Consider the following 18,667-nt stretch of genomic DNA (forward strand, 5'->3'; position numbering starts at 1 on the left):
TTATTCAGTGATTATAAAATTTTGATAAGTTATTTCTAAAATAATAGAATATTAGAAAATTCTTCAAAAAGGTAAAGTGGTAAAACTTATTAACAAAGTGGTAGAATGTGGTAAAAGGTGGTAAAATATTTTATATTTTTGCTCAAATCATTTAATAATTACGTTTTTGAATTCAATAATTGGAACATACGAGTGTAAGGTAGATGCTAAAGGAAGGTTGCTCTTGCCAGCGCCTTTTAAAAAGCAATTGGCTGCTTCTCTTCAAGACGGGTTTGTCATGAAGCGCTCTGTTTTTCAGCCTTGTTTGGAGTTGTATCCAATGAAGGAATGGGAGGTTATGATGCAGAAAATTAATAAGTTAAATCGATTTGTAAAAAAGAACAACGATTTTATTCGTCGTTTTACGGCAGGAGTAAAAGTGGTAGATATTGATACTTTAGGACGTTTATTGGTTCCTAAAGATTTAACCAGTTTTGCGCAAATAAATAAAGATGTGGTGCTGTCATCGGCAGTAAATATTATAGAAATCTGGGATAAAGATTTATACGAGAAAGCAATAGACGATTCGGTAGTAGATTTTGCCGATTTAGCAGAAGAGGTAATGGGAAATGTAAATGACGATGACAATGGAATATCATAATCCTGTTTTATTGCAAGAAACCGTAAATGGTTTAAATATAGACCCCAATGGCATTTATGTAGATGTCACTTTTGGGGGTGGGGGACATTCGAAAGAAATTTTGAGTCGACTTGGGTCTAACGGAAAATTGTTTGGTTTTGATCAAGACGAAGATGCTTGGGTAAATGCTTTACCAGATGAACGTTTTACTTTAATTCAGGAAAATTTTAGATATATCAAACGTTTTTTAAGGTTTCACGGCGTAAAACAAGTAGATGGAATTCTTGCCGATTTAGGCGTTTCTTCCCATCAATTTGATGTTCCCGAAAGAGGTTTTTCTACCCGTTTTGATGCCGATTTGGACATGCGAATGAGTAAAAGAAACGAATTGGATGCTAGTAAAGTGATTAACGAATACGATGAAGCCAACTTAAAACGTGTCTTTTTGGATTATGGCGAATTGAAAGCGGCACCTGCATTAGCAAAGACCATTTTTGAGGCAAGAGAAATAAAACCAATTCATACCACTGACGAATTGAAATTGGTATTAGGTCGTTTTTTACCAGAACAATTTAAAAATAAAGTGCTTGCGCAAATCTACCAAGCAGTTCGAATTGAAGTCAACCAAGAAATGGAAGTTTTGAAAGAATTTTTAGAGCAATCTTTAGAAATTCTTAAGCCAGAAGGACGATTAAGTGTTATATCCTATCACTCTCTTGAAGACCGATTAGTGAAACGATTTATGAAAAACGGCTTATTTGAAGGAGAACCAGAACGCGATTTCTTCGGAAATTTCTCGGTTCCGTTTAAAAGCATAGGAAAACTAATTGTTCCAAACGAAGCAGAAATAAAACTTAATAATAGAGCACGAAGCGCTAAGTTACGAATAGCAGAAAAGAAACAGTAAACAGTATTCACTGTTCAGTTTTCAGTTTTTTCTAACTGAATACTGAGCACCGAACACTGAGCACTGAATACTGACCACTGACCACTAATAAAATGAAAGGCGGAATAATCAACATATTAAAAGCGAGATTTCTAGTAAATGAAGATGCTACCAAAACTTGGAGATTCATTCTTTTTATTGTAGTTCTAGCTATAATTATGATTGCAAATTCGCACCAATACGATCAAAAAATATTTCAAATTGCCGATTTGACTAATGAGGTAAAAGAATTGCGATCGGAATTTGTAGACAGACGTTCGGAGTTAATGAAATTACGAATGGAGTCTACAGTTTCCGAAAAAATGAAAGAAAGAGGAATACTTCCATCGCAAGTGCCTCCACAAAAAATAAAAGTTAAAAAAACAGAAGAAAAAAGTTTCTTTAAAAGATTATGGCAGTAGAAGATAAATATATCTCTTACCGAATTTATTTGGTTGCATTCGTTGTCTTTTTGATGGCGATTGCAATTACTATTAAATTAACTAATATCCAATGGGTTCATGGGGATAAATATAGAAAATTAGCAAAAGATCTTACCGTAAAAACATTTGTGATTCATGCTAATAAAGGAAATATTTATTCCTCGGATGGTAGTCTTTTAGCAACTTCTATTCCTAATTACACCATTCGTTTTGATGCTGTGGTTCCTAAAGAAGAAGTTTTTGAAAAAAATGTAAAACCACTTTCGGATGATTTAGCAAGATTATTGGGAAAGCCAAGTTCTTATTTTCAAGCACTATTGCGAAAAGCAAGAAACAGTAAAAGTCGTTACACTTTAATTGCTGATAAATTAAGTTATACCGAATATGCTAAAATAAAAACCTTTCCATTATTTGAAAAAGGAGCTAACAAGGGAGGGATAATTGTAGAACAAAAAACAGTTCGAGTGCATCCAATTGGTCAAATTGCTGAAAGAACTATTGGATACGATAAATTAAACGAAGAAGGAATTCAAAAACAAGTTGGAATTGAAGGTGCCTTCGGAAAATATTTAAACGGGAAAGATGGCAAAATTTTAAAACAAAAAATTGCCAAAGGTCAATGGAAACCAATTAGAGATGTTAACGAAGTGGATCCCCAAGATGGTTATGATGTCATTTCTAGTATTGATGTTTTCATTCAAGATATTGCGCACCATGCCTTACTAAAACAATTACAAGATTACAAAGCAGAACACGGTTGTGTGGTAGTCATGGAAACTAAAACAGGGCAAATAAAAGCCATTTCCAATTTAGGAAAAGATGCTATTAGTGGCAACTATTACGAAACCGAAAACTATGCTATAAAGGAATCGCACGAACCAGGCTCCACGTTCAAACTGGTAGACATGATAGCATTGCTAGACGATCAAAAAGTAGATACTAGCAAAGTATACGATAGAAAAGGGGGATTGATTACTTATTATGGGAAAAAGGTTGAAGATTCTCATAGAGGCGGGGAACAAAAAATTTCATTAGCGCGCGGTTTTGAAATTTCTTCTAATACGGTAATGGTGCAAGCTGTATATGAAAATTACAGAAAGAACCCTAAACAATTCTTAGATCGAATAGACCGTATGGGCATGAATAAACCCCTCGGATTACCAATTCAAGGAGAGGGGAAGCCTATTATCCCTCATCCTTCGGATAAAAGATGGAGCGCTTTGGCTTTACCTTGGATGGCCTTTGGGTATGGTGTTGCGGTTACTCCTTTGCAAACTTTGACTTTGTATAATGCTGTTGCAAATAATGGAGAAATGGTTAAACCACAATTTGTTTCAGAAATAAAAGAATGGAATAAAACAATAAAAAAATACAATAAAGAAGTTATTAATCCGAAAATATGTTCGGATGAAACCATAAAAAAATTAAAAGAGGTTTTGCATAATGTAGTAAAGAAAGGAACCGGAAAAACGTTGTATTCTAAAGATTTTTCAATGGCCGGAAAAACTGGAACTGCACAAGCGAATTACGGTAAGAATGGGGGTAATGAAAAACATTATATTTCTTCTTTTGTTGGTTATTTCCCAGCAGAAAAACCCAAATATTCTTGCATTGTAGTGGTTCATAAGCCAGATGCTTCTAAAAATAATTACTACGGTGCCGATGTTGCAGGACCTGTATTTAAAAGAATTGCACAAAAAATATTTACAGATGCACCTTCAACAAATGAAATTAGAAACTTAGAAAAGAAGATTGCAATCCAAGAAAACAATTATAAAGAACACGATCCTAAAGCGCGAGAGGTTAAAAATACCATTCCAAATTTAAAAGGAATGTCGGGTATGGATGCGGTAGCTATATTAGGAAATCTTGGAATTAAAGTAAAAGTGAAAGGTATCGGAAAAGTAAAAAATCAATCCGTTCCTGCTGGAGGACCAATAAATAAAAACACCACTATAGTTTTAGAATTATCGTAGCATTTACCCTTAACTGGAAAAAGCAAAAAGAGAAAAAATGAAGTTATTGTTAAAAGACATATTGTACAAAGTGGGTATCGAAGCGGTAAAAGGTTCGACAGATATTTCTGTGAACAAAATCGAATTCGATTCTAGAAAAGTGCATGACAACGATATTTTTGTAGCAATAAGAGGCACGGTTTCCAACGGACATGATTTCATCGAAAAAGCAATAAGTCTAGGTGCAGTTGTGGTAGTTTGCGATACTTTTCCGGAGACTATTTCACAAGGAATTACTTACATTCAAGTGAAAGACACCAATTCGGCTTTGGCTTTTATGGCTTCTAATTATTTCGACAATCCTTCTGCTAAACTACGATTAGTAGGGGTTACGGGAACTAACGGCAAAACTACAATAGCTTCGTTATTGTACCAATTATATAAAAAAGCGGGCTATAAAGTAGGCTTGCTTTCAACTGTTAAAATACTAGTGGATGAGTTGGAATATCCTGCAACCCATACCACGCCCGATTCATTGACTATCAATTATTATTTAAATGAGATGATTGAAGTGGGTTGCGAGTATTGTTTTATGGAAGTGAGTTCTCATGGAATACACCAAAAACGTACCGAAGGATTGCATTTTGAAGGTGGCGTTTTCACTAATTTATCCCACGATCATTTAGATTACCACCCAACATTTGCAGAATATAGAGACGTTAAAAAATCCTTTTTTGATCATTTGCCAAATACCGCTTTTGCATTAACCAATGTAGATGATAAAAATGGTTCTGTAATGTTGCAAAATACGGCTGCCAGAAAACTAACCTATGCTTTAAAATCGTATGCCGATTACAAAGCACAGATTTTAGAAAATCAATTATCGGGCTTGTTATTGAAGATCAATGATAATGAAGTTTGGGTAAAATTAATAGGAACTTTCAATGCGTATAATTTACTAGCAATCTACGGAACTGCAGTTGAATTAGGTATGGATAGTTTGGAAGCCTTGCGATTATTATCCGAATTAGAAAGTGTTTCTGGACGTTTCCAGTTTATAGTTTCTAAAGATAAAATCACCGCAATTGTAGATTATGCGCACACGCCAGATGCTTTAGAAAACGTATTGAAAACCATCAATGACATTCGCACCAATAACGAACAATTAATTGCCGTTGTAGGTTGTGGTGGCGATAGAGATAAAGCCAAAAGACCTATCATGGCAAACATCGCTTCGCAAAGGAGTGACAAAGTGATTTTTACTTCCGATAATCCTAGAACCGAAAATCCGGCTACGATTATTACCGAAATGGAAGCAGGAGTAGAGCCTCAAAATTATAAAAAAACGCTTTCTATTGAAGATAGAAAACAAGCAATAAAAACCGCCTGTCAATTGGCAAATGCAAATGATATTATACTAATTGCAGGAAAAGGACATGAAACGTATCAGGAGGTTAATGGCGTAAAACACCATTTTGATGACATGGAAACCGTAAAAGAACTATTAGAACAATTAAACAAATAGTAAAAACACGAATAAATAATATCCCAATTAGTTGGAAAGAAACTTAAGGTAACTCAAGTTTGGAATTTGGAATTTTTCAATTGGAATTTAAAAAATTAAAATATGCTATACTACTTATTTGAATATTTAGACAAAACTTTAGACGTTCCAGGAACTGGGGTGTTTCAGTACATCACCTTCCGTTCAGCGTTGGCATTGATGCTATCGTTGTTGATTTCAACAGTTTATGGAAAAAAAATCATTACGATTTTAAAAAACAAACAAGTAGGAGAAACCGTTCGCGAACTTGGTTTAACTGGTCAAAACCAAAAAGCAGGAACGCCAACCATGGGGGGATTGATTATTATTATTGCTACCCTAATTCCGGTTTTGTTATTAACAAAATTAAATAATATTTATATCATTTTATTGATTATCACTACCATTTGGATGGGAACTATTGGGTTTATTGATGATTACATTAAAATTTTCAAAAAAGATAAAGAAGGTTTAAAAGGCATCTTCAAAGTTATTGGTCAAGTAGGATTAGGACTTATTGTAGGCTCGGTATTATATTTTCACCCGGGAGTTTTGGTTAGAGAAAAATCTTTAAAACCAGTAACCTTTAACCAAACAGAGAGTTCCATTAGTTCTCCTGCGAAAGAGATGAAATCAACCATAACTACCATTCCGTTCATGAAAAACAACGAATTGGATTATGCTAAAATATTAGAACCATTTACAGAGGATTATCAAAAATGGGCTTGGTTAATATTCATTCCAATTGTGATTTTTATCATCACAGCGGTATCCAACGGAGCCAATCTTACCGATGGTATTGATGGATTAGCAGCAGGAACTTCGGCAATATCAGTGCTCGCTTTGGGGATATTTACCTTCATCTCTGGAAATATTATTTTGTCGAGTTACCTCAATGTGATGTACATTCCTAATTCGGGAGAAATGACCGTTTTTGTTTCGGCATTTGCAGGAGCATTGGTTGGATTTCTTTGGTATAATTCGTATCCAGCATCTGTTTTTATGGGAGATACTGGTAGTTTAACCATTGGCGGAATCATTGCAGTATTAGCAATTTCCGTAAGAAAAGAAATGCTATTGCCTATTTTATGTGCGATTTTCTTTGCCGAAAGTGCTTCGGTAATTATTCAAGTATTCTATTTTAAATATACAAAAAAACGATTTGGCGAAGGAAGAAGAATTTTCTTAATGGCGCCTTTGCACCATCATTATCAGAAAAAAGGCTACCACGAAAGCAAAATTGTAACCCGCTTTTGGATTGTAACCATTTTACTAGCAATTGTTGCTATTGTAACTTTAAAATTGAGATAATGCCAAGGTTAGTAATTCTGGGGGGAGGAGAAAGTGGCGTTGGAACAGCCATCTTAGGAAAGAAAAAAGGATACGATGTTTTTGTGTCCGATTTCGGAAAAATAAAAGAAAATTATAAAGAAGTTCTTACAAATTACAGTATTAAATGGGAAGACGAACAGCATACAGAAGCATTAATTCTGAATGCCGATGTGGTTATGAAAAGTCCCGGAATTCCGGATAAAGCGCCAATCGTGAAAAAATTGGTAGAAAAAGGAATTGCAGTGATTTCCGAAATTGAATTTGCAGCACCATTCACCACTGCAACCACAATCGGAATTACCGGAAGCAACGGAAAAACTACCACCACCATGCTTACCTATCATTTGCTAAAAGAAGCAGGATTGAATGTTGGGCTAGGAGGTAACATCGGAAAGAGTTTTGCTTGGCAAGTTGCCGAAGCCAATTTTGATTACTATGTTTTAGAATTAAGTAGTTTTCAGTTGGATGGCATTATCAATTACAAGCCACACATAGCAATAATTACCAACATAAGCCCAGATCATTTAGACCGTTACGATTACAAATATGAAAATTATATAGAATCCAAATTTAGAATAACCAAAAACCAAACCAATGAAGATTACCTCATTTATGACGCAGACGACGAGGCAATCAACAACTGGTTTCAAAGCAATAAAGTAAACGCCCAATTAGTCCCATTTTCAATCACCAAAAACCTTGAAAAAGGTGCATTTTTAAAAAACAATACTATGGAAATCAACATCAACGAAGAAGAGTTCGCAATGGAAACCACTCAAATCGCTTTGGAAGGAAAACATAATTTAAAAAATGCAATGGCAGCAACATCGGTTGCTAATATTTTGCGTATCCGAAAACAAACCATTCGCGAAAGCTTATCTAATTTTCAAGGCGTAGAACATAGATTGGAAAAAGTGCTTAAAATTCAAAATGTACAATACATTAATGATAGTAAAGCGACTAATGTAAACGCAACTTTCTTTGCTTTAGACAGCATGACTTCGCCAACTGTTTGGATTGTTGGTGGTGTAGATAAAGGAAACGATTACAGTGAATTGATGGCGTTAGTGCATGAAAAAGTAAAAGCTATTATTTGCCTTGGAGTAGATAATAAAAAAATAATTGATGCCTTTGGTAATGTAGTGGATCTTATGGTGGAAGTAGATAATATGCACGATGCAGTAAATACCGCCCGTCATATTGCCGAAAAAGGAGATGCTGTTTTGCTTTCGCCAGCCTGCGCTAGTTTTGACTTGTTTGAAAACTACGAAGACCGTGGTAATCAATTTAAAATAGAAGTAAGAAATTTATAATATTAAATTTTAGATTTTAAATATTAAATATGACTAATGACGAATTAAAATATCGCACCAAACAATTTTCTTTAGCAATTCTAAAGTTGATTGAAAAAATGCCAAATTCTTTGTCAACTAGAGTGGTTATAAATCAAATTGTAAAAAGTGGCACCTCTGTTGGAGCCAATTATTGAGCAGTATGCAGAGCGAGAAGTGATAAGGAGTTTGTTGCAAAATTAAATATAGTTTTAGAAGAAGCAGACGAGTCACAGTTTTGGCTAGAGGTTATAAGTGAAATGAATTGGCTTAGCGCTTCTGAATTAGAATTTCTTTTAAAAGAATCAAGTGAATTAGTAGCAATATTTGTTTCAACATTAAAAACAGTGAATAATCGATTAAACGGTAATAAATAAATTTTAGGATTTTTAAAATATCTAATATTTAAAATTTGACATCTAATATTTAAAATGAAAGAACTAATAAACAGTTTAAAAGGAGATAAAGTCATCTGGGCATTCGTGGCTCTATTGGCATTATTTTCGTTTATGCCTGTTTTTAGTGCGAGTAGTAACTTGGCCTACATGCGCCATGGATCGGGAAATGCAATAACCTATTTGCTAAAACACGCGGTTCATATTTTTATTGGATTTATCATTATTTACCAAATACATAAAGTCCCGTACCATTATTTTAGGGGAATTTCGCGTATAGCTTTGCCTATTATTTGGGGACTCTTATTTTACACCTTAGTAAGGGGAACCGTTATTGATGGCGCTAACGCAAGTCGTTGGATGGTGATTCCGTTAATAGGAATCTCCTTTCAAACTTCTACACTTGCGGCCATTGTTTTGTATGTGTATGTAGCTCGATATTTATCTAAAACAAGAGAAGAAAAAGTAAGTTTTCAATCGTCATTGATAGAGTTGTGGCTTCCGGTTTTTATTACGTTAGCATTTATATTACCCGCCAATTTTTCTACCGCAGCATTAATTTTTGCAATGATAATTATGTTGGCGTTTATTGGACGATATCCAATAAAATACATTGCCATAATTATTGGAACTGGTTTTGCGGCATTAGCACTATTTATTTTAGTGGTTATTGCATTTCCAGATGCTTTTAAAAACAGAGTAGATACCTGGAAAAACCGAATCGAAAATTTCACTAGCGATAAACCGGGTGAGGATGATTATCAAATAGAAAAAGCAAAAATTGCAATTGCAACAGGAGGAGTTTATGGTCTAGGACCTGGGAAAAGCGTTCAGAAAAATTTCCTTCCGCAATCTTCTTCCGATTTTATATTTGCAATTATTGTGGAAGAATATGGTCTTCTTGGAGCATTATCTATATTAGGATTGTACTTATTGTTGTTGTTCCGATTTGTCATAGCGGCACACAAGGCCAATTCCCTTTTCGGAAAATTAGTCGTCGTCGGACTCGGATTTCCAATAGTCTTTCAGGCAATAATTAACATGGCGGTTGCAGTAGAATTATTGCCAGTAACAGGGCAAACGTTACCGCTAATTAGTTCCGGAGGAAGTTCTATCTGGATGACTTGTATTGCAATCGGAATTATTCTTAGTGTAACCAAGAAAGAGGAAGAAATAGCACAAGAATTGGAAGACAAACAAAAACGTGATGATGCACTACAAAAAGTCATTGACAAACAATTGCAAGAAGACGAAGACGAAGAAGTAGATGAAAATCAAGACAAAGTAAATCAGATGAAGGCCTCTATTAAAAATAAAATTATGGAAGAAGATCAAGACGATTATTCAATTACTGAAAATCCGATGAAAGCAGTTTTACGCAAGAAATAATAGAAACTAAAGAAAACGAAGTTTTCAAATTCGTGAAATAATTGGCAGCATTGAATTAGTGTAAATTAGTGCAATTCGTGTTTGAAATTAATTAAGTACAATGAAAAAATATAAATTCATATTAAGTGGTGGTGGAACTGGAGGACATATTTATCCTGCGGTTGCAATTGCCAATGAATTAAAAACGCGTTTCCCGGATGCCGAAATTCTTTTTGTTGGAGCACAAGACAAAATGGAAATGCAAAAAGTACCTCAAGCAGGCTATAAAATAGAAGGTCTTTGGATTGCTGGTTTACAACGAAAACTAACTCTTCAAAACCTAATGTTTCCATTTAAGTTGCTAAGCAGTTTGTGGAAATCAAGAAAAATAATAAAAAGATTCCAACCCGATGCCGTTATTGGAACAGGTGGTTTCGCAAGTGGACCTTTGTTGCAAGTTGCAAATAGTTGTAAGATTCCAACGGTAATTCAAGAGCAAAATTCTTATCCCGGAATTACCAATAAACTATTGAGTAAAAAAGCAAATGCAATTTGTGTTGCTTATGAAAATTTAGAACGATTTTTCCCAAAAGAAAAGATTGTGTTTACTGGAAATCCGGTACGTCAAGATTTGTTGGATATCGATTCGAAAAGAGAAGAAGGTATTGCTTATTTTAAATTAGATGCTTCTAAAAAAACACTTTTGGTTCTTGGCGGAAGCCTTGGCGCACGAAGAGTGAATCAATTAATTGAGAAAGAATTGGATTTTTTTATTGCAAATGATATTCAAGTTTTATGGCAATGTGGCAAGTTATATTATGAGGATTATAAAAAATACGATGGAAATTTTCATCAACCTACCACCTTTAAAAACGTTCAAGTAGTTGCTTTTATTGACAGAATGGATTTGATTTATGCTGCTGCCGATTTCGTCATTTCACGCGCTGGAGCATCCTCGGTTTCGGAATTGTGTTTGGTAGGAAAACCAACCATTTTTATTCCGTCTCCTAATGTTGCCGAAGACCATCAAACCAAAAATGCTAAAGCAATTGTAGATAAAAATGGAGCACTGCTTCTCAAAGAAAATGAATTAGAAGAAAAGTTCGAAACAACATTTACCGATTTAATTTCAAATGAAAATTTACAAAATGAATTAAGTCAAAACATAAAGAAGTTAGGCAAGCCAAATGCCACAAAAGATATCGTCGAGCAAATAATAAAACTAATACAATAGCAATGACAATAGCAATATCAAAAATCAAAAAGTAAAAAAAATGAATTTTGAAATTGACATTGAAATTGAAATTTGAAATTGACATTGAAAATGAACCTAAACCAAATACAAAACGTCTATTTTATCGGAATTGGAGGCATCGGAATGAGTGCTCTGGCTCGCTATTTCCAAAACATAGGAAAGAAGGTTTCGGGTTACGATAAAACCCCAACCATGCTTACCGACGAGTTGGTTGCTGGCGGTATGGATATTCATTTTGAAGATACTATTAGTGCAATTCCAACGGATTTTTATGTTGAAAATACTCTAGTAATTGTTACCCCTGCGGTGCTAGTTTCGCACTCGGAATGGAATTATTTTATCGAACGGGATTATGTAATAAAAAAACGTGCCGAAGTACTTGGTTTGATTACCAAAGACACCTTTTGCTTTGCTGTTGCAGGTACACACGGAAAAACTACAACGTCTAGTATTCTCGGACATATTCTATACGAAAGTGGCGCTGATGTTACGGCCTTCCTTGGTGGCATTGTAGAGAACTACCATTCTAATTTAATTGGAAGTGGCAAAACCGTTACTGTGGTTGAAGCCGATGAATTTGATCGTTCTTTCTTGCATTTGCATCCCAATATTGCATGTGTAACCTCAATGGATGCTGATCATTTGGATATTTATGGAGATAAAGAAGCTATAGAAGATTCCTTCAGAGAATTTGCAGATAAAGTGCAAGATAAAACAAAACTATTCGTTCCCAAAGGGTTGGATTTAGAGGGTGTAGAAATTGAAATTTTAGAGAGTCAAATTCCCCCTTCGGGGGTTAGGGGGCTTTTCAAGGCATTTAATATTCGAATAGAAAATAGTAGTTATGTTTTTGATGTGCAAACGCCATCAGAAACCATACAAAACATAGCCTTCGGTTTGCCTGGCCATCATAATTTGATGAACGCATTAATGGCTTTGGCAATGGCTAAAACTTACGGCACTTCTTCGGATGCCATAGTAAAAGCATTGGCTTCTTTTAAAGGAGTACAACGACGGTTTTCCTATCAAATAAAATCCGATAAATTAGTTTATATTGATGATTATGCTCACCATCCTACCGAAATAAATGCAGTGCATCAAGCGGTTAGAGAATTGTATCCGAATCAAAAAGTGTTGGCAGTTTTTCAACCCCATTTATTCAGTAGAACTAAAGATTTTGGGGATGATTTTGCAAAAAGTTTGTCGCAATTTGACGAAGTGTTATTGTTAGATATTTATCCAGCAAGAGAATTACCAATGGAAGGAATTACCTCTTCTTGGTTGCTTGCAAAAATGACTAACGAGAATAAAAAATTAGTTTCCAAAGCCGATTTAATTCCGTCTCTATTAGCATCCGATGCTACAGTGATTGTTACTATTGGGGCGGGCGATATAGGCGAATTAGTACCATCCATTAAAATAGCATTATCATGAAATTTTTAAATTGGATAAACCTACGATTAGCACTAATGTTGGCTTTAGTGGTTTTTTTATATTCGTTCACTTCCGCTAGAAATTCGCATCGGAAATTACTAAAAACCGAAGTGACTTTTGTTGGAAATCAAGACAATTTTATCAGTTTCAAAACGGTTAATAAATTGTTAATAGAAAATAAAAAAGATGTGCAAAGTATTGCAAAATCGGACTTAAATTTGAAAAGATTGGAAAATCTTATCAACAAGAATCCTATGGTTGAAAAAGCACAGGTTTTTGTTACTATTGATGGCGTTCTAAAAGCAGTAGTAAAACAGAGGGTGCCTATTGCAAGAGTGTTTGATGGTGAGACTACTTATTATATAGATTATGAGGGTAATAAAATGCCGTTGTCAAATTTAAATACGGCAAGAGTCTTGTTGTTTTTAGGTGAAATAAATACCAAAAATAAGAAGCAATTAACCGAGGTTTTGAAGTTTGTTTATGATGATGATTTTTTGAAAAAAAATATTGTCGGAATGGAGTTGGATGCAAATAATGACTTGCAAATGACCAATAGAAATTTTGATTACCAAATTGAGTTTGGCAAAATGATTTATGTGGAGAAGAAATTTAAAAATTACAAAGCTTTTTTTCAGAAAGCAGTTTTAGATAGTTCGCTTTATAAATACAAGAAAATAAATTTGAGATTCAACCATCAAGTTGTTTGTACCAAATAACAAAATAGGAATCTTAAGTAAAAGGAAATAGAATAGATAGTGCATCAGGCAAATTAGTTGACGACATGGAGAATAGAGAAAACATTGCGGTAGGCTTAGATATTGGAACTACGAAAATCGTAGCGATGATTGGCAAGAAAAACGAATATGGCAAACTTGAAATTTTAGGCATTGGAAAAGCTAAAAGTTTAGGTGTTGCAAGAGGAGTTGTGAATAACATCACGCAAACTATCCAGTCCATACAACAAGCAGTAATTGAAGCCGAAGAAAATTCGGGTTATAAAATTAATGATGTGGTAGTGGGAATTGCCGGTCAGCACATTCGCAGTATTCAGCACACCGATTATATTAGTAGAAGCAATCACGACGAAGTTATAACACAACAGGATATCCAATTGCTAATAGACCAAGTACATAAATTGGCAATGTTGCCAGGGGAAGAAATTATTCATGTCTTGCCACAAGAATATAAAATAGATGGGCAATCGGAAATAAAAGAACCTATTGGAATGTATGGTGCACGACTAGAAGCAACTTTTCATGTAGTAGTTGGGCAAGCGTCTTCTATTAGAAATATTATAAAATGTGTTCAAAGCACAGGTATTGAATTATCTGGATTGACACTAGAGCCATTAGCTTCGGCAGAGGCTGTTTTAAGTCAAGAAGAAAAAGAGGCTGGTGTAGCCTTAATTGATATAGGAGGTGGAACAACCGATTTAGCTATTTTTAAAGATGGCATTATTCGCCACACCGCAGTCGTTCCATTTGGAGGAAATGTAATTACTGAGGATATAAAACAAGGATGTTCTATAATTGAAACCCAAGCGGAATTATTAAAAGTGAAATTCGGATCGGCTTGGCCAGGAGAAAACAGAGACAATGAAATAGTTTCCATTCCAGGATTACGAGGAAGAGAACCAAAAGAAATATCCTTGAAAAACTTATCCAAAATAATCCATGCTCGCGTAGTGGAAATTATTGAACAAGTTTTTGCAGAAATAAAAGCATACGGACACGACGATCCAAGAAAGAAATTAATTGCTGGAATTGTGTTAACCGGTGGTGGTGCACAACTCTTACACATAAAGCAGTTGGTAGAATACATTACCGGTATGGATACTAGAATTGGATATCCAAACGAACATCTAGCTGGAAATTCAGGTGAAACCGTATCTAGTCCATTATTTGCAACGGCAGTTGGATTAGTGATGAAAAGTGATGCCAATAACACGCAAAGCGCTACCATTGCTCAGGCAATAAAGGCTGAGGAAATAGCAAAGCCAATCGTGGTAGCTAAAACTTCGCAACCTCTACCAGAACATGTAGAAGAGGTAATGGAGGTTGAAGCAGAAGATACACCTATTAAAACACCACCTAAGAAAAAACCTAAGGACCCTAGAGATCCAGATATTGAAGATTCTTTTATGGATAAGATTTTAGGGAAATTCAAAGAATTTTTAGACAAAGCAGAGTAACCTATATATAAGGTATAAAAAAGAATAAAAAAATAAAACCCAAACTAGTATGATGAGCAACTCAGAATTTGGAAGCATCTCATTTGATTTACCAAAGAATCAATCAAATGTAATTAAAGTAATAGGAGTTGGTGGCGGAGGAAGTAACGCTATCAATCACATGTTTAAACAAGGAATCAAAGGAGTTGATTTTATTGTTTGTAACACCGATTCGCAAGCACTGCAAAATAGCCCCGTGCCTAATAAAATTCAGTTAGGGGTAAACCTAACCGAAGGATTAGGAGCAGGAGCAAACCCAGACGTTGGACAACAATCGGCAATAGAAAGTGTTGGCGATATCGAAAAAATGCTTGACAGCAATACCAAAATGGTTTTCATCACCGCAGGAATGGGTGGAGGAACCGGAACCGGTGCTGCGCCAGTAATTGCTCAATTAGCGAAAGAAAGAGATATCCTTACGGTAGGAATTGTAACCTTGCCTTTTTCTTTTGAAGGAAAAGTACGTCAAGACCAAGCTAGATTAGGAATAGAAAAATTGCGCAAGCAAGTCGATTCTTTAATTGTAATTAATAATAATAAACTGAGAGAAGTTTATGGAAATCTTGGTTTCAAAGCCGGATTCTCTAAAGCCGACGAAGTTTTAGCCACAGCATCAAGAGGAATTGCAGAAGTAATTACCCACCATTATACTCAAAATATCGATTTAAGAGATGTTAAAACAGTGTTGTTTGATAGCGGAACTGCAATTATGGGGTCTTCCAATTCTTCTGGAGACAACAGAGCCAAAGAAGCTATTATTGCAGCATTAGATTCTCCATTGTTAGATGATAATAAAATCACAGGTGCCAAAAACGTATTGTTGCTTATCGTTTCAGGTACTAATGAGATTACTATGGATGAAATTGCAGAGATTAATGAACACATTCAAGCAGAAGCCGGAAACAATGCCAATATTATTATGGGGGTTGGTGAAGACGAAAGTTTGGGAGATTCTATTGCAGTTACAATCATCGCTACAGGTTTTAATGTAGAACAACAAGATGGCATCATAAATAACGAACCAAAAAAAATCATCCTTCAACTTGAGGAAGATCAAAAAATGGTTCATGACTTAACTCAAAAAACCATTGCTAATTTTCAATCGGTTACTGAAGGTCCTATAGAAAGAAAAGAAGAAAAAATAATTTTCGAATTATTAGAAGAAGAAGAAATTATAGTTGCCCCAGTTGTTGCTAAATTAGTTATGGAAGAGCAATTTTTTGCTGAGCCAATTGTTGCAAAAGCAGAAAGTGATTTAGTGGCAATGAACGAATTCATTCGCAATTTGGATGTGACTTTTGAAATTGTTTCTCCTATTAAAGATATTGAATTTCATTTTACCAACCCTGTCGTTAATGAAATTAAAGTAAACGAGCCTAAAGTAATAGCAAGAGAAGAAGAGCAAATCACCTTTTCGTTTGATTTGCCAATTGCAAAACCAGTTGAAAATGTACAAGAAGAAAAAACAATTTTCGACTTCTCTTTAGAAGCAAATAACATTAAAGTTAACGAACCAATTGAATTTGTTTCCGTTACCGAGTTGAATGAAAATGGGGTAATTAAATATTCTTTGGAAGAATATATGGAAGTCGAAAACGATTTATTAACTTCTAAGCCAGTTGTAACTAATCCGGAACCAGTTGAAGAATCGTTAAATTTCACGATGAAAGTTTCCGATGTTGCTAAACCAACTTATGCTACACACACAGAAGATATTTCTCCGATGGAAATGACCATCGAAGAAACGTTAAAAATCCGTGCAGATGAAAGAAGAAGAAAGTTGAAAGATTTCAATTATAAGTTTCACAACAACCCATCTCGTATTGAAGAATTAGAAAAAGAACCAGCTTATAAAAGAGTAGGACTTGATTTGACCGAGAATAATAACTATAATAATAATTCTAGAATGTCTCTAGGAATGGATAGTAATGACGATCTACAATTGCGATCTAATAATTCTTTTCTTCATGACAACGTAGATTAAATTGTAGTTTTAAAATTAAATAATTCAAGCTTTTTAACTTGGTTTTCGATTGAGTTTCGATAGGGAAAATGAAAAAAGGGAGGCGTTAAAAATGCGATCATCAAGATATTAAAAAGTTTTTTCAAAAAAATTCGAGTTAGAAATAACCACTAAATAGATAAAGAATGAGTTTAGCTGTAAAAATCATGGACGAAATTAAAAACGCCATGAGAGCCAAAGATACTATTGCGCTGGAAGCCTTACGTGCCATTAAGTCGGAATTGCTTTTAGCCCAAACATCCACTGGCACCAAAGAAGAAATCACGGAAGAGGAAGAAATCAAAATTCTTCAACGGTTAGTGAAAATGCGTAAAGACAGTGCGTCCATCTTTGCTACCCAAAACCGTCCCGATTTAGTGGAACCCGAATTAGCACAAATTGCAGTAATCGAAAAATTTCTTCCGGCACAATTGTCAGAAGGAGAAGTAGAAGTAATTGTTGCTAAAATCATTTCGGAAACTGGTGCAGTCGGAATTGCTTCTATGGGAAAAGTTATGGGATTAGCAAGTGCTCAAATAGGTGGTCAAGCCGAAGGTAAAACCATATCCGCTATCGTTAAGAAGTTGTTGGGGTAGGCGACATGGGTTTTGGATTTTGGGTTTTGGGTTTTGGATTTTGGATTTTGGATTTTCAAATCCTCGTACCTCGTACCTCCCACCTCGTACCTTTTACCTTGTACCTCGTACCTCATACCTCGTACCTAAATTTGGCTGCGTAGTTCAACTGGATAGAATATCAGATTTCGGCTCTGATGGTTGCAGGTTCGAACCCTGCCGCGGTCACTAAATTAAATAAAAAGAAAGGGTTTAAATTACTATTAAATTAATAATGTTTTTTGTTAACATTAAATTAATTTTAAGTTTAAATCTTTAAAATAAATTGGGAGTTACTATTTTAATCTGTGGATTAAAAAATATAACATAGTAATAATAAAGGCATTAAAATATAGAAATTAGCACTTAGTAGTGTTATTTATCTCGATTAAATTTTTTCAAAAAGCACTGTTTTTTGGAACAATTTTCTGTCTCTGGTCTTTTCATTGCTGGCATTACAAGCAATAGTTTGTTGTTTTTTAGCTTTTTTTACTTCTTAAATTATCAGCAATTATGCAATATTTATCATAATAATACGATAATTCTATCGTTTTTTTAATTTCATATTAAAAAATAAGGAATCCTCCAAATACTTTTTTATATTTTTTCTACATCCTTTCACTTAATCGACTAAACGCTCTCTTCTGTAGATTAGTCCTCTCATTCCATTTTTTTAACAAAATTTTAACATAAATAAATGTTATAATTTGTCCCTACTCCTCTATTTTTGAAATCCCAAGTATACTGTAAAACCTATATTTTTATGAGATTAATACTACGAAATTTGTTGACTCGATGGTCTAAAAAAACCCCTCAAGTCAATAACACGGCTTCAACAACAGCAATTGAGAACTCTCATAATGCTGTTAAAACAGTTAATAATAATCCCTATTTATTTGTTTCAAGTACTGATTTAATGGCTTCTTTTATTAGAAGCATCCAAAAAAAGAATAACTCTATATTTTTGTTTATCGGCTTAAACCGCAAACAAAGTTATTTTAATGTTACCTCTAATGTTTTAGGTTTATGGCTATTCTTTTTAGTCGTCATCCAGGAACGAGTCACGGGAGCTGACGCAATCGTTCAACCCTTACCAGTTCTGAGGATTTAAAATTTTACAATCCCATTTATAATACAAATTTTTTAAAAACATTATTATCCCGCTAATTGCTTATTAATTACAGATAATATAATATTTACAATAACCAAATTTTTTAA

15 protein-coding genes, 1 tRNA gene and 1 pseudogene are annotated in these 18,667 nt (G+C 34.5%); all 17 read left to right on the forward strand.

Features of this window, described 5'->3' with window-relative positions:
* Positions 1 to 166 precede the first annotated feature (166 nt).
* The 17 genes and pseudogenes from mraZ to ACIQ2J_RS06415 all read left to right on the forward strand — a co-directional run bounded on the left by mraZ (position 167) and on the right by ACIQ2J_RS06415 (position 18,560).
* On the forward strand, positions 167 to 640 hold the full coding sequence (gene mraZ, locus ACIQ2J_RS06335) for a division/cell wall cluster transcriptional repressor MraZ (protein ID WP_396167601.1): 474 nt from the start codon (positions 167 to 169) through the stop codon (positions 638 to 640).
* Positions 615 to 1,526 (forward strand): 16S rRNA (cytosine(1402)-N(4))-methyltransferase RsmH, encoded by a 912-nt coding sequence (gene rsmH / locus ACIQ2J_RS06340; RefSeq protein WP_396167603.1) that lies wholly within the window; start codon positions 615 to 617, stop codon positions 1,524 to 1,526. The genes mraZ and rsmH overlap by 26 nt, the downstream gene beginning before the upstream one ends.
* 92 nt (positions 1,527 to 1,618) lie before the next feature.
* Entirely contained in the window at positions 1,619 to 1,966 is a 348-nt protein-coding gene (locus ACIQ2J_RS06345; RefSeq protein WP_396167607.1) for an FtsL-like putative cell division protein, read from the forward strand.
* The gene (locus tag ACIQ2J_RS06350; protein ID WP_396167609.1) at positions 1,957 to 3,963 is read left to right on the forward strand and encodes a penicillin-binding protein; all 2,007 of its coding nucleotides are present in this window, start codon (positions 1,957 to 1,959) and stop codon (positions 3,961 to 3,963) included. The genes ACIQ2J_RS06345 and ACIQ2J_RS06350 overlap by 10 nt, the downstream gene beginning before the upstream one ends.
* A gap of 37 nt (positions 3,964 to 4,000) precedes the next feature.
* On the forward strand, positions 4,001 to 5,467 hold the full coding sequence (locus ACIQ2J_RS06355; protein ID WP_396167611.1) for a UDP-N-acetylmuramoyl-L-alanyl-D-glutamate--2,6-diaminopimelate ligase: 1,467 nt from the start codon (positions 4,001 to 4,003) through the stop codon (positions 5,465 to 5,467).
* A gap of 102 nt (positions 5,468 to 5,569) precedes the next feature.
* Positions 5,570 to 6,796, forward strand: coding sequence for a phospho-N-acetylmuramoyl-pentapeptide-transferase (gene mraY, locus ACIQ2J_RS06360; RefSeq protein ID WP_396167613.1), 1,227 nt, complete (start codon positions 5,570 to 5,572; stop codon positions 6,794 to 6,796).
* A complete protein-coding gene (murD, locus tag ACIQ2J_RS06365; RefSeq protein ID WP_396167616.1) occupies positions 6,796 to 8,130 on the forward strand; it encodes a UDP-N-acetylmuramoyl-L-alanine--D-glutamate ligase in 1,335 nt (444 codons plus the stop codon). Before mraY ends, murD begins: the two co-directional genes overlap by 1 nt.
* 29 nt (positions 8,131 to 8,159) lie before the next feature.
* Positions 8,160 to 8,525, forward strand: a pseudogene (locus tag ACIQ2J_RS06370) (four helix bundle protein).
* Between the two features lie 54 nt (positions 8,526 to 8,579).
* The gene (locus tag ACIQ2J_RS06375) at positions 8,580 to 9,932 is read left to right on the forward strand and encodes an FtsW/RodA/SpoVE family cell cycle protein (RefSeq protein WP_396167619.1); all 1,353 of its coding nucleotides are present in this window, start codon (positions 8,580 to 8,582) and stop codon (positions 9,930 to 9,932) included.
* A 100-nt stretch (positions 9,933 to 10,032) separates the two neighbouring features.
* Positions 10,033 to 11,145: an undecaprenyldiphospho-muramoylpentapeptide beta-N-acetylglucosaminyltransferase gene (murG, locus tag ACIQ2J_RS06380; protein ID WP_396167621.1), complete on the forward strand. Its 1,113-nt coding sequence runs from the start codon at positions 10,033 to 10,035 to the stop codon at positions 11,143 to 11,145.
* Positions 11,146 to 11,235: 90 nt separating this feature from the next.
* Positions 11,236 to 12,600: a UDP-N-acetylmuramate--L-alanine ligase gene (murC, locus tag ACIQ2J_RS06385; protein ID WP_396167624.1), complete on the forward strand. Its 1,365-nt coding sequence runs from the start codon at positions 11,236 to 11,238 to the stop codon at positions 12,598 to 12,600.
* The gene (locus tag ACIQ2J_RS06390; protein ID WP_396167626.1) at positions 12,597 to 13,319 is read left to right on the forward strand and encodes a cell division protein FtsQ/DivIB; all 723 of its coding nucleotides are present in this window, start codon (positions 12,597 to 12,599) and stop codon (positions 13,317 to 13,319) included. Before murC ends, ACIQ2J_RS06390 begins: the two co-directional genes overlap by 4 nt.
* A 65-nt stretch (positions 13,320 to 13,384) precedes the next feature.
* The gene (gene ftsA, locus ACIQ2J_RS06395) at positions 13,385 to 14,794 is read left to right on the forward strand and encodes a cell division protein FtsA (protein ID WP_396167629.1); all 1,410 of its coding nucleotides are present in this window, start codon (positions 13,385 to 13,387) and stop codon (positions 14,792 to 14,794) included.
* Positions 14,795 to 14,843: 49 nt separating this feature from the next.
* Positions 14,844 to 16,817 (forward strand): cell division protein FtsZ, encoded by a 1,974-nt coding sequence (gene ftsZ / locus ACIQ2J_RS06400; protein ID WP_396167632.1) that lies wholly within the window; start codon positions 14,844 to 14,846, stop codon positions 16,815 to 16,817.
* Positions 16,818 to 16,981: 164 nt separating this feature from the next.
* The gene (locus tag ACIQ2J_RS06405; protein WP_396167635.1) at positions 16,982 to 17,431 is read left to right on the forward strand and encodes a GatB/YqeY domain-containing protein; all 450 of its coding nucleotides are present in this window, start codon (positions 16,982 to 16,984) and stop codon (positions 17,429 to 17,431) included.
* A gap of 133 nt (positions 17,432 to 17,564) precedes the next feature.
* Positions 17,565 to 17,638: transfer RNA gene (locus ACIQ2J_RS06410), tRNA-Arg, on the forward strand.
* Between the two features lie 574 nt (positions 17,639 to 18,212).
* Positions 18,213 to 18,560 (forward strand): hypothetical protein, encoded by a 348-nt coding sequence (locus ACIQ2J_RS06415; protein ID WP_396167640.1) that lies wholly within the window; start codon positions 18,213 to 18,215, stop codon positions 18,558 to 18,560.
* Positions 18,561 to 18,667 lie beyond the last annotated feature (107 nt).

This window comes from Flavobacterium sp. (assembly GCF_044357305.1).
Lineage (GTDB): Bacteria > Bacteroidota > Bacteroidia > Flavobacteriales > Flavobacteriaceae > Flavobacterium.

Excerpts from the sequence above, each read along its gene's own strand:
- murG (WP_396167621.1), top strand. The coding sequence starts at position 10,033 with ATGAAAAAATATAAATTCATATTAAGTGGTGGTGGAACTGGAGGACAT.
- ACIQ2J_RS06345 (WP_396167607.1), top strand. The coding sequence starts at position 1,619 with ATGAAAGGCGGAATAATCAACATATTAAAAGCGAGATTTCTAGTAAAT.
- ftsA (WP_396167629.1), top strand. The coding sequence starts at position 13,385 with ATGGAGAATAGAGAAAACATTGCGGTAGGCTTAGATATTGGAACTACG.
- ACIQ2J_RS06350 (WP_396167609.1), top strand. The coding sequence starts at position 1,957 with ATGGCAGTAGAAGATAAATATATCTCTTACCGAATTTATTTGGTTGCA.
- ACIQ2J_RS06405 (WP_396167635.1), top strand. The coding sequence starts at position 16,982 with ATGAGTTTAGCTGTAAAAATCATGGACGAAATTAAAAACGCCATGAGA.
- ACIQ2J_RS06415 (WP_396167640.1), top strand. The coding sequence starts at position 18,213 with ATGAGATTAATACTACGAAATTTGTTGACTCGATGGTCTAAAAAAACC.
- ftsZ (WP_396167632.1), top strand. The coding sequence starts at position 14,844 with ATGATGAGCAACTCAGAATTTGGAAGCATCTCATTTGATTTACCAAAG.
- rsmH (WP_396167603.1), top strand. The coding sequence starts at position 615 with ATGACGATGACAATGGAATATCATAATCCTGTTTTATTGCAAGAAACC.
- mraY (WP_396167613.1), top strand. The coding sequence starts at position 5,570 with ATGCTATACTACTTATTTGAATATTTAGACAAAACTTTAGACGTTCCA.
- ACIQ2J_RS06355 (WP_396167611.1), top strand. The coding sequence starts at position 4,001 with ATGAAGTTATTGTTAAAAGACATATTGTACAAAGTGGGTATCGAAGCG.
- ACIQ2J_RS06375 (WP_396167619.1), top strand. The coding sequence starts at position 8,580 with ATGAAAGAACTAATAAACAGTTTAAAAGGAGATAAAGTCATCTGGGCA.
- murC (WP_396167624.1), top strand. The coding sequence starts at position 11,236 with ATGAACCTAAACCAAATACAAAACGTCTATTTTATCGGAATTGGAGGC.
- ACIQ2J_RS06390 (WP_396167626.1), top strand. The coding sequence starts at position 12,597 with ATGAAATTTTTAAATTGGATAAACCTACGATTAGCACTAATGTTGGCT.
- murD (WP_396167616.1), top strand. The coding sequence starts at position 6,796 with ATGCCAAGGTTAGTAATTCTGGGGGGAGGAGAAAGTGGCGTTGGAACA.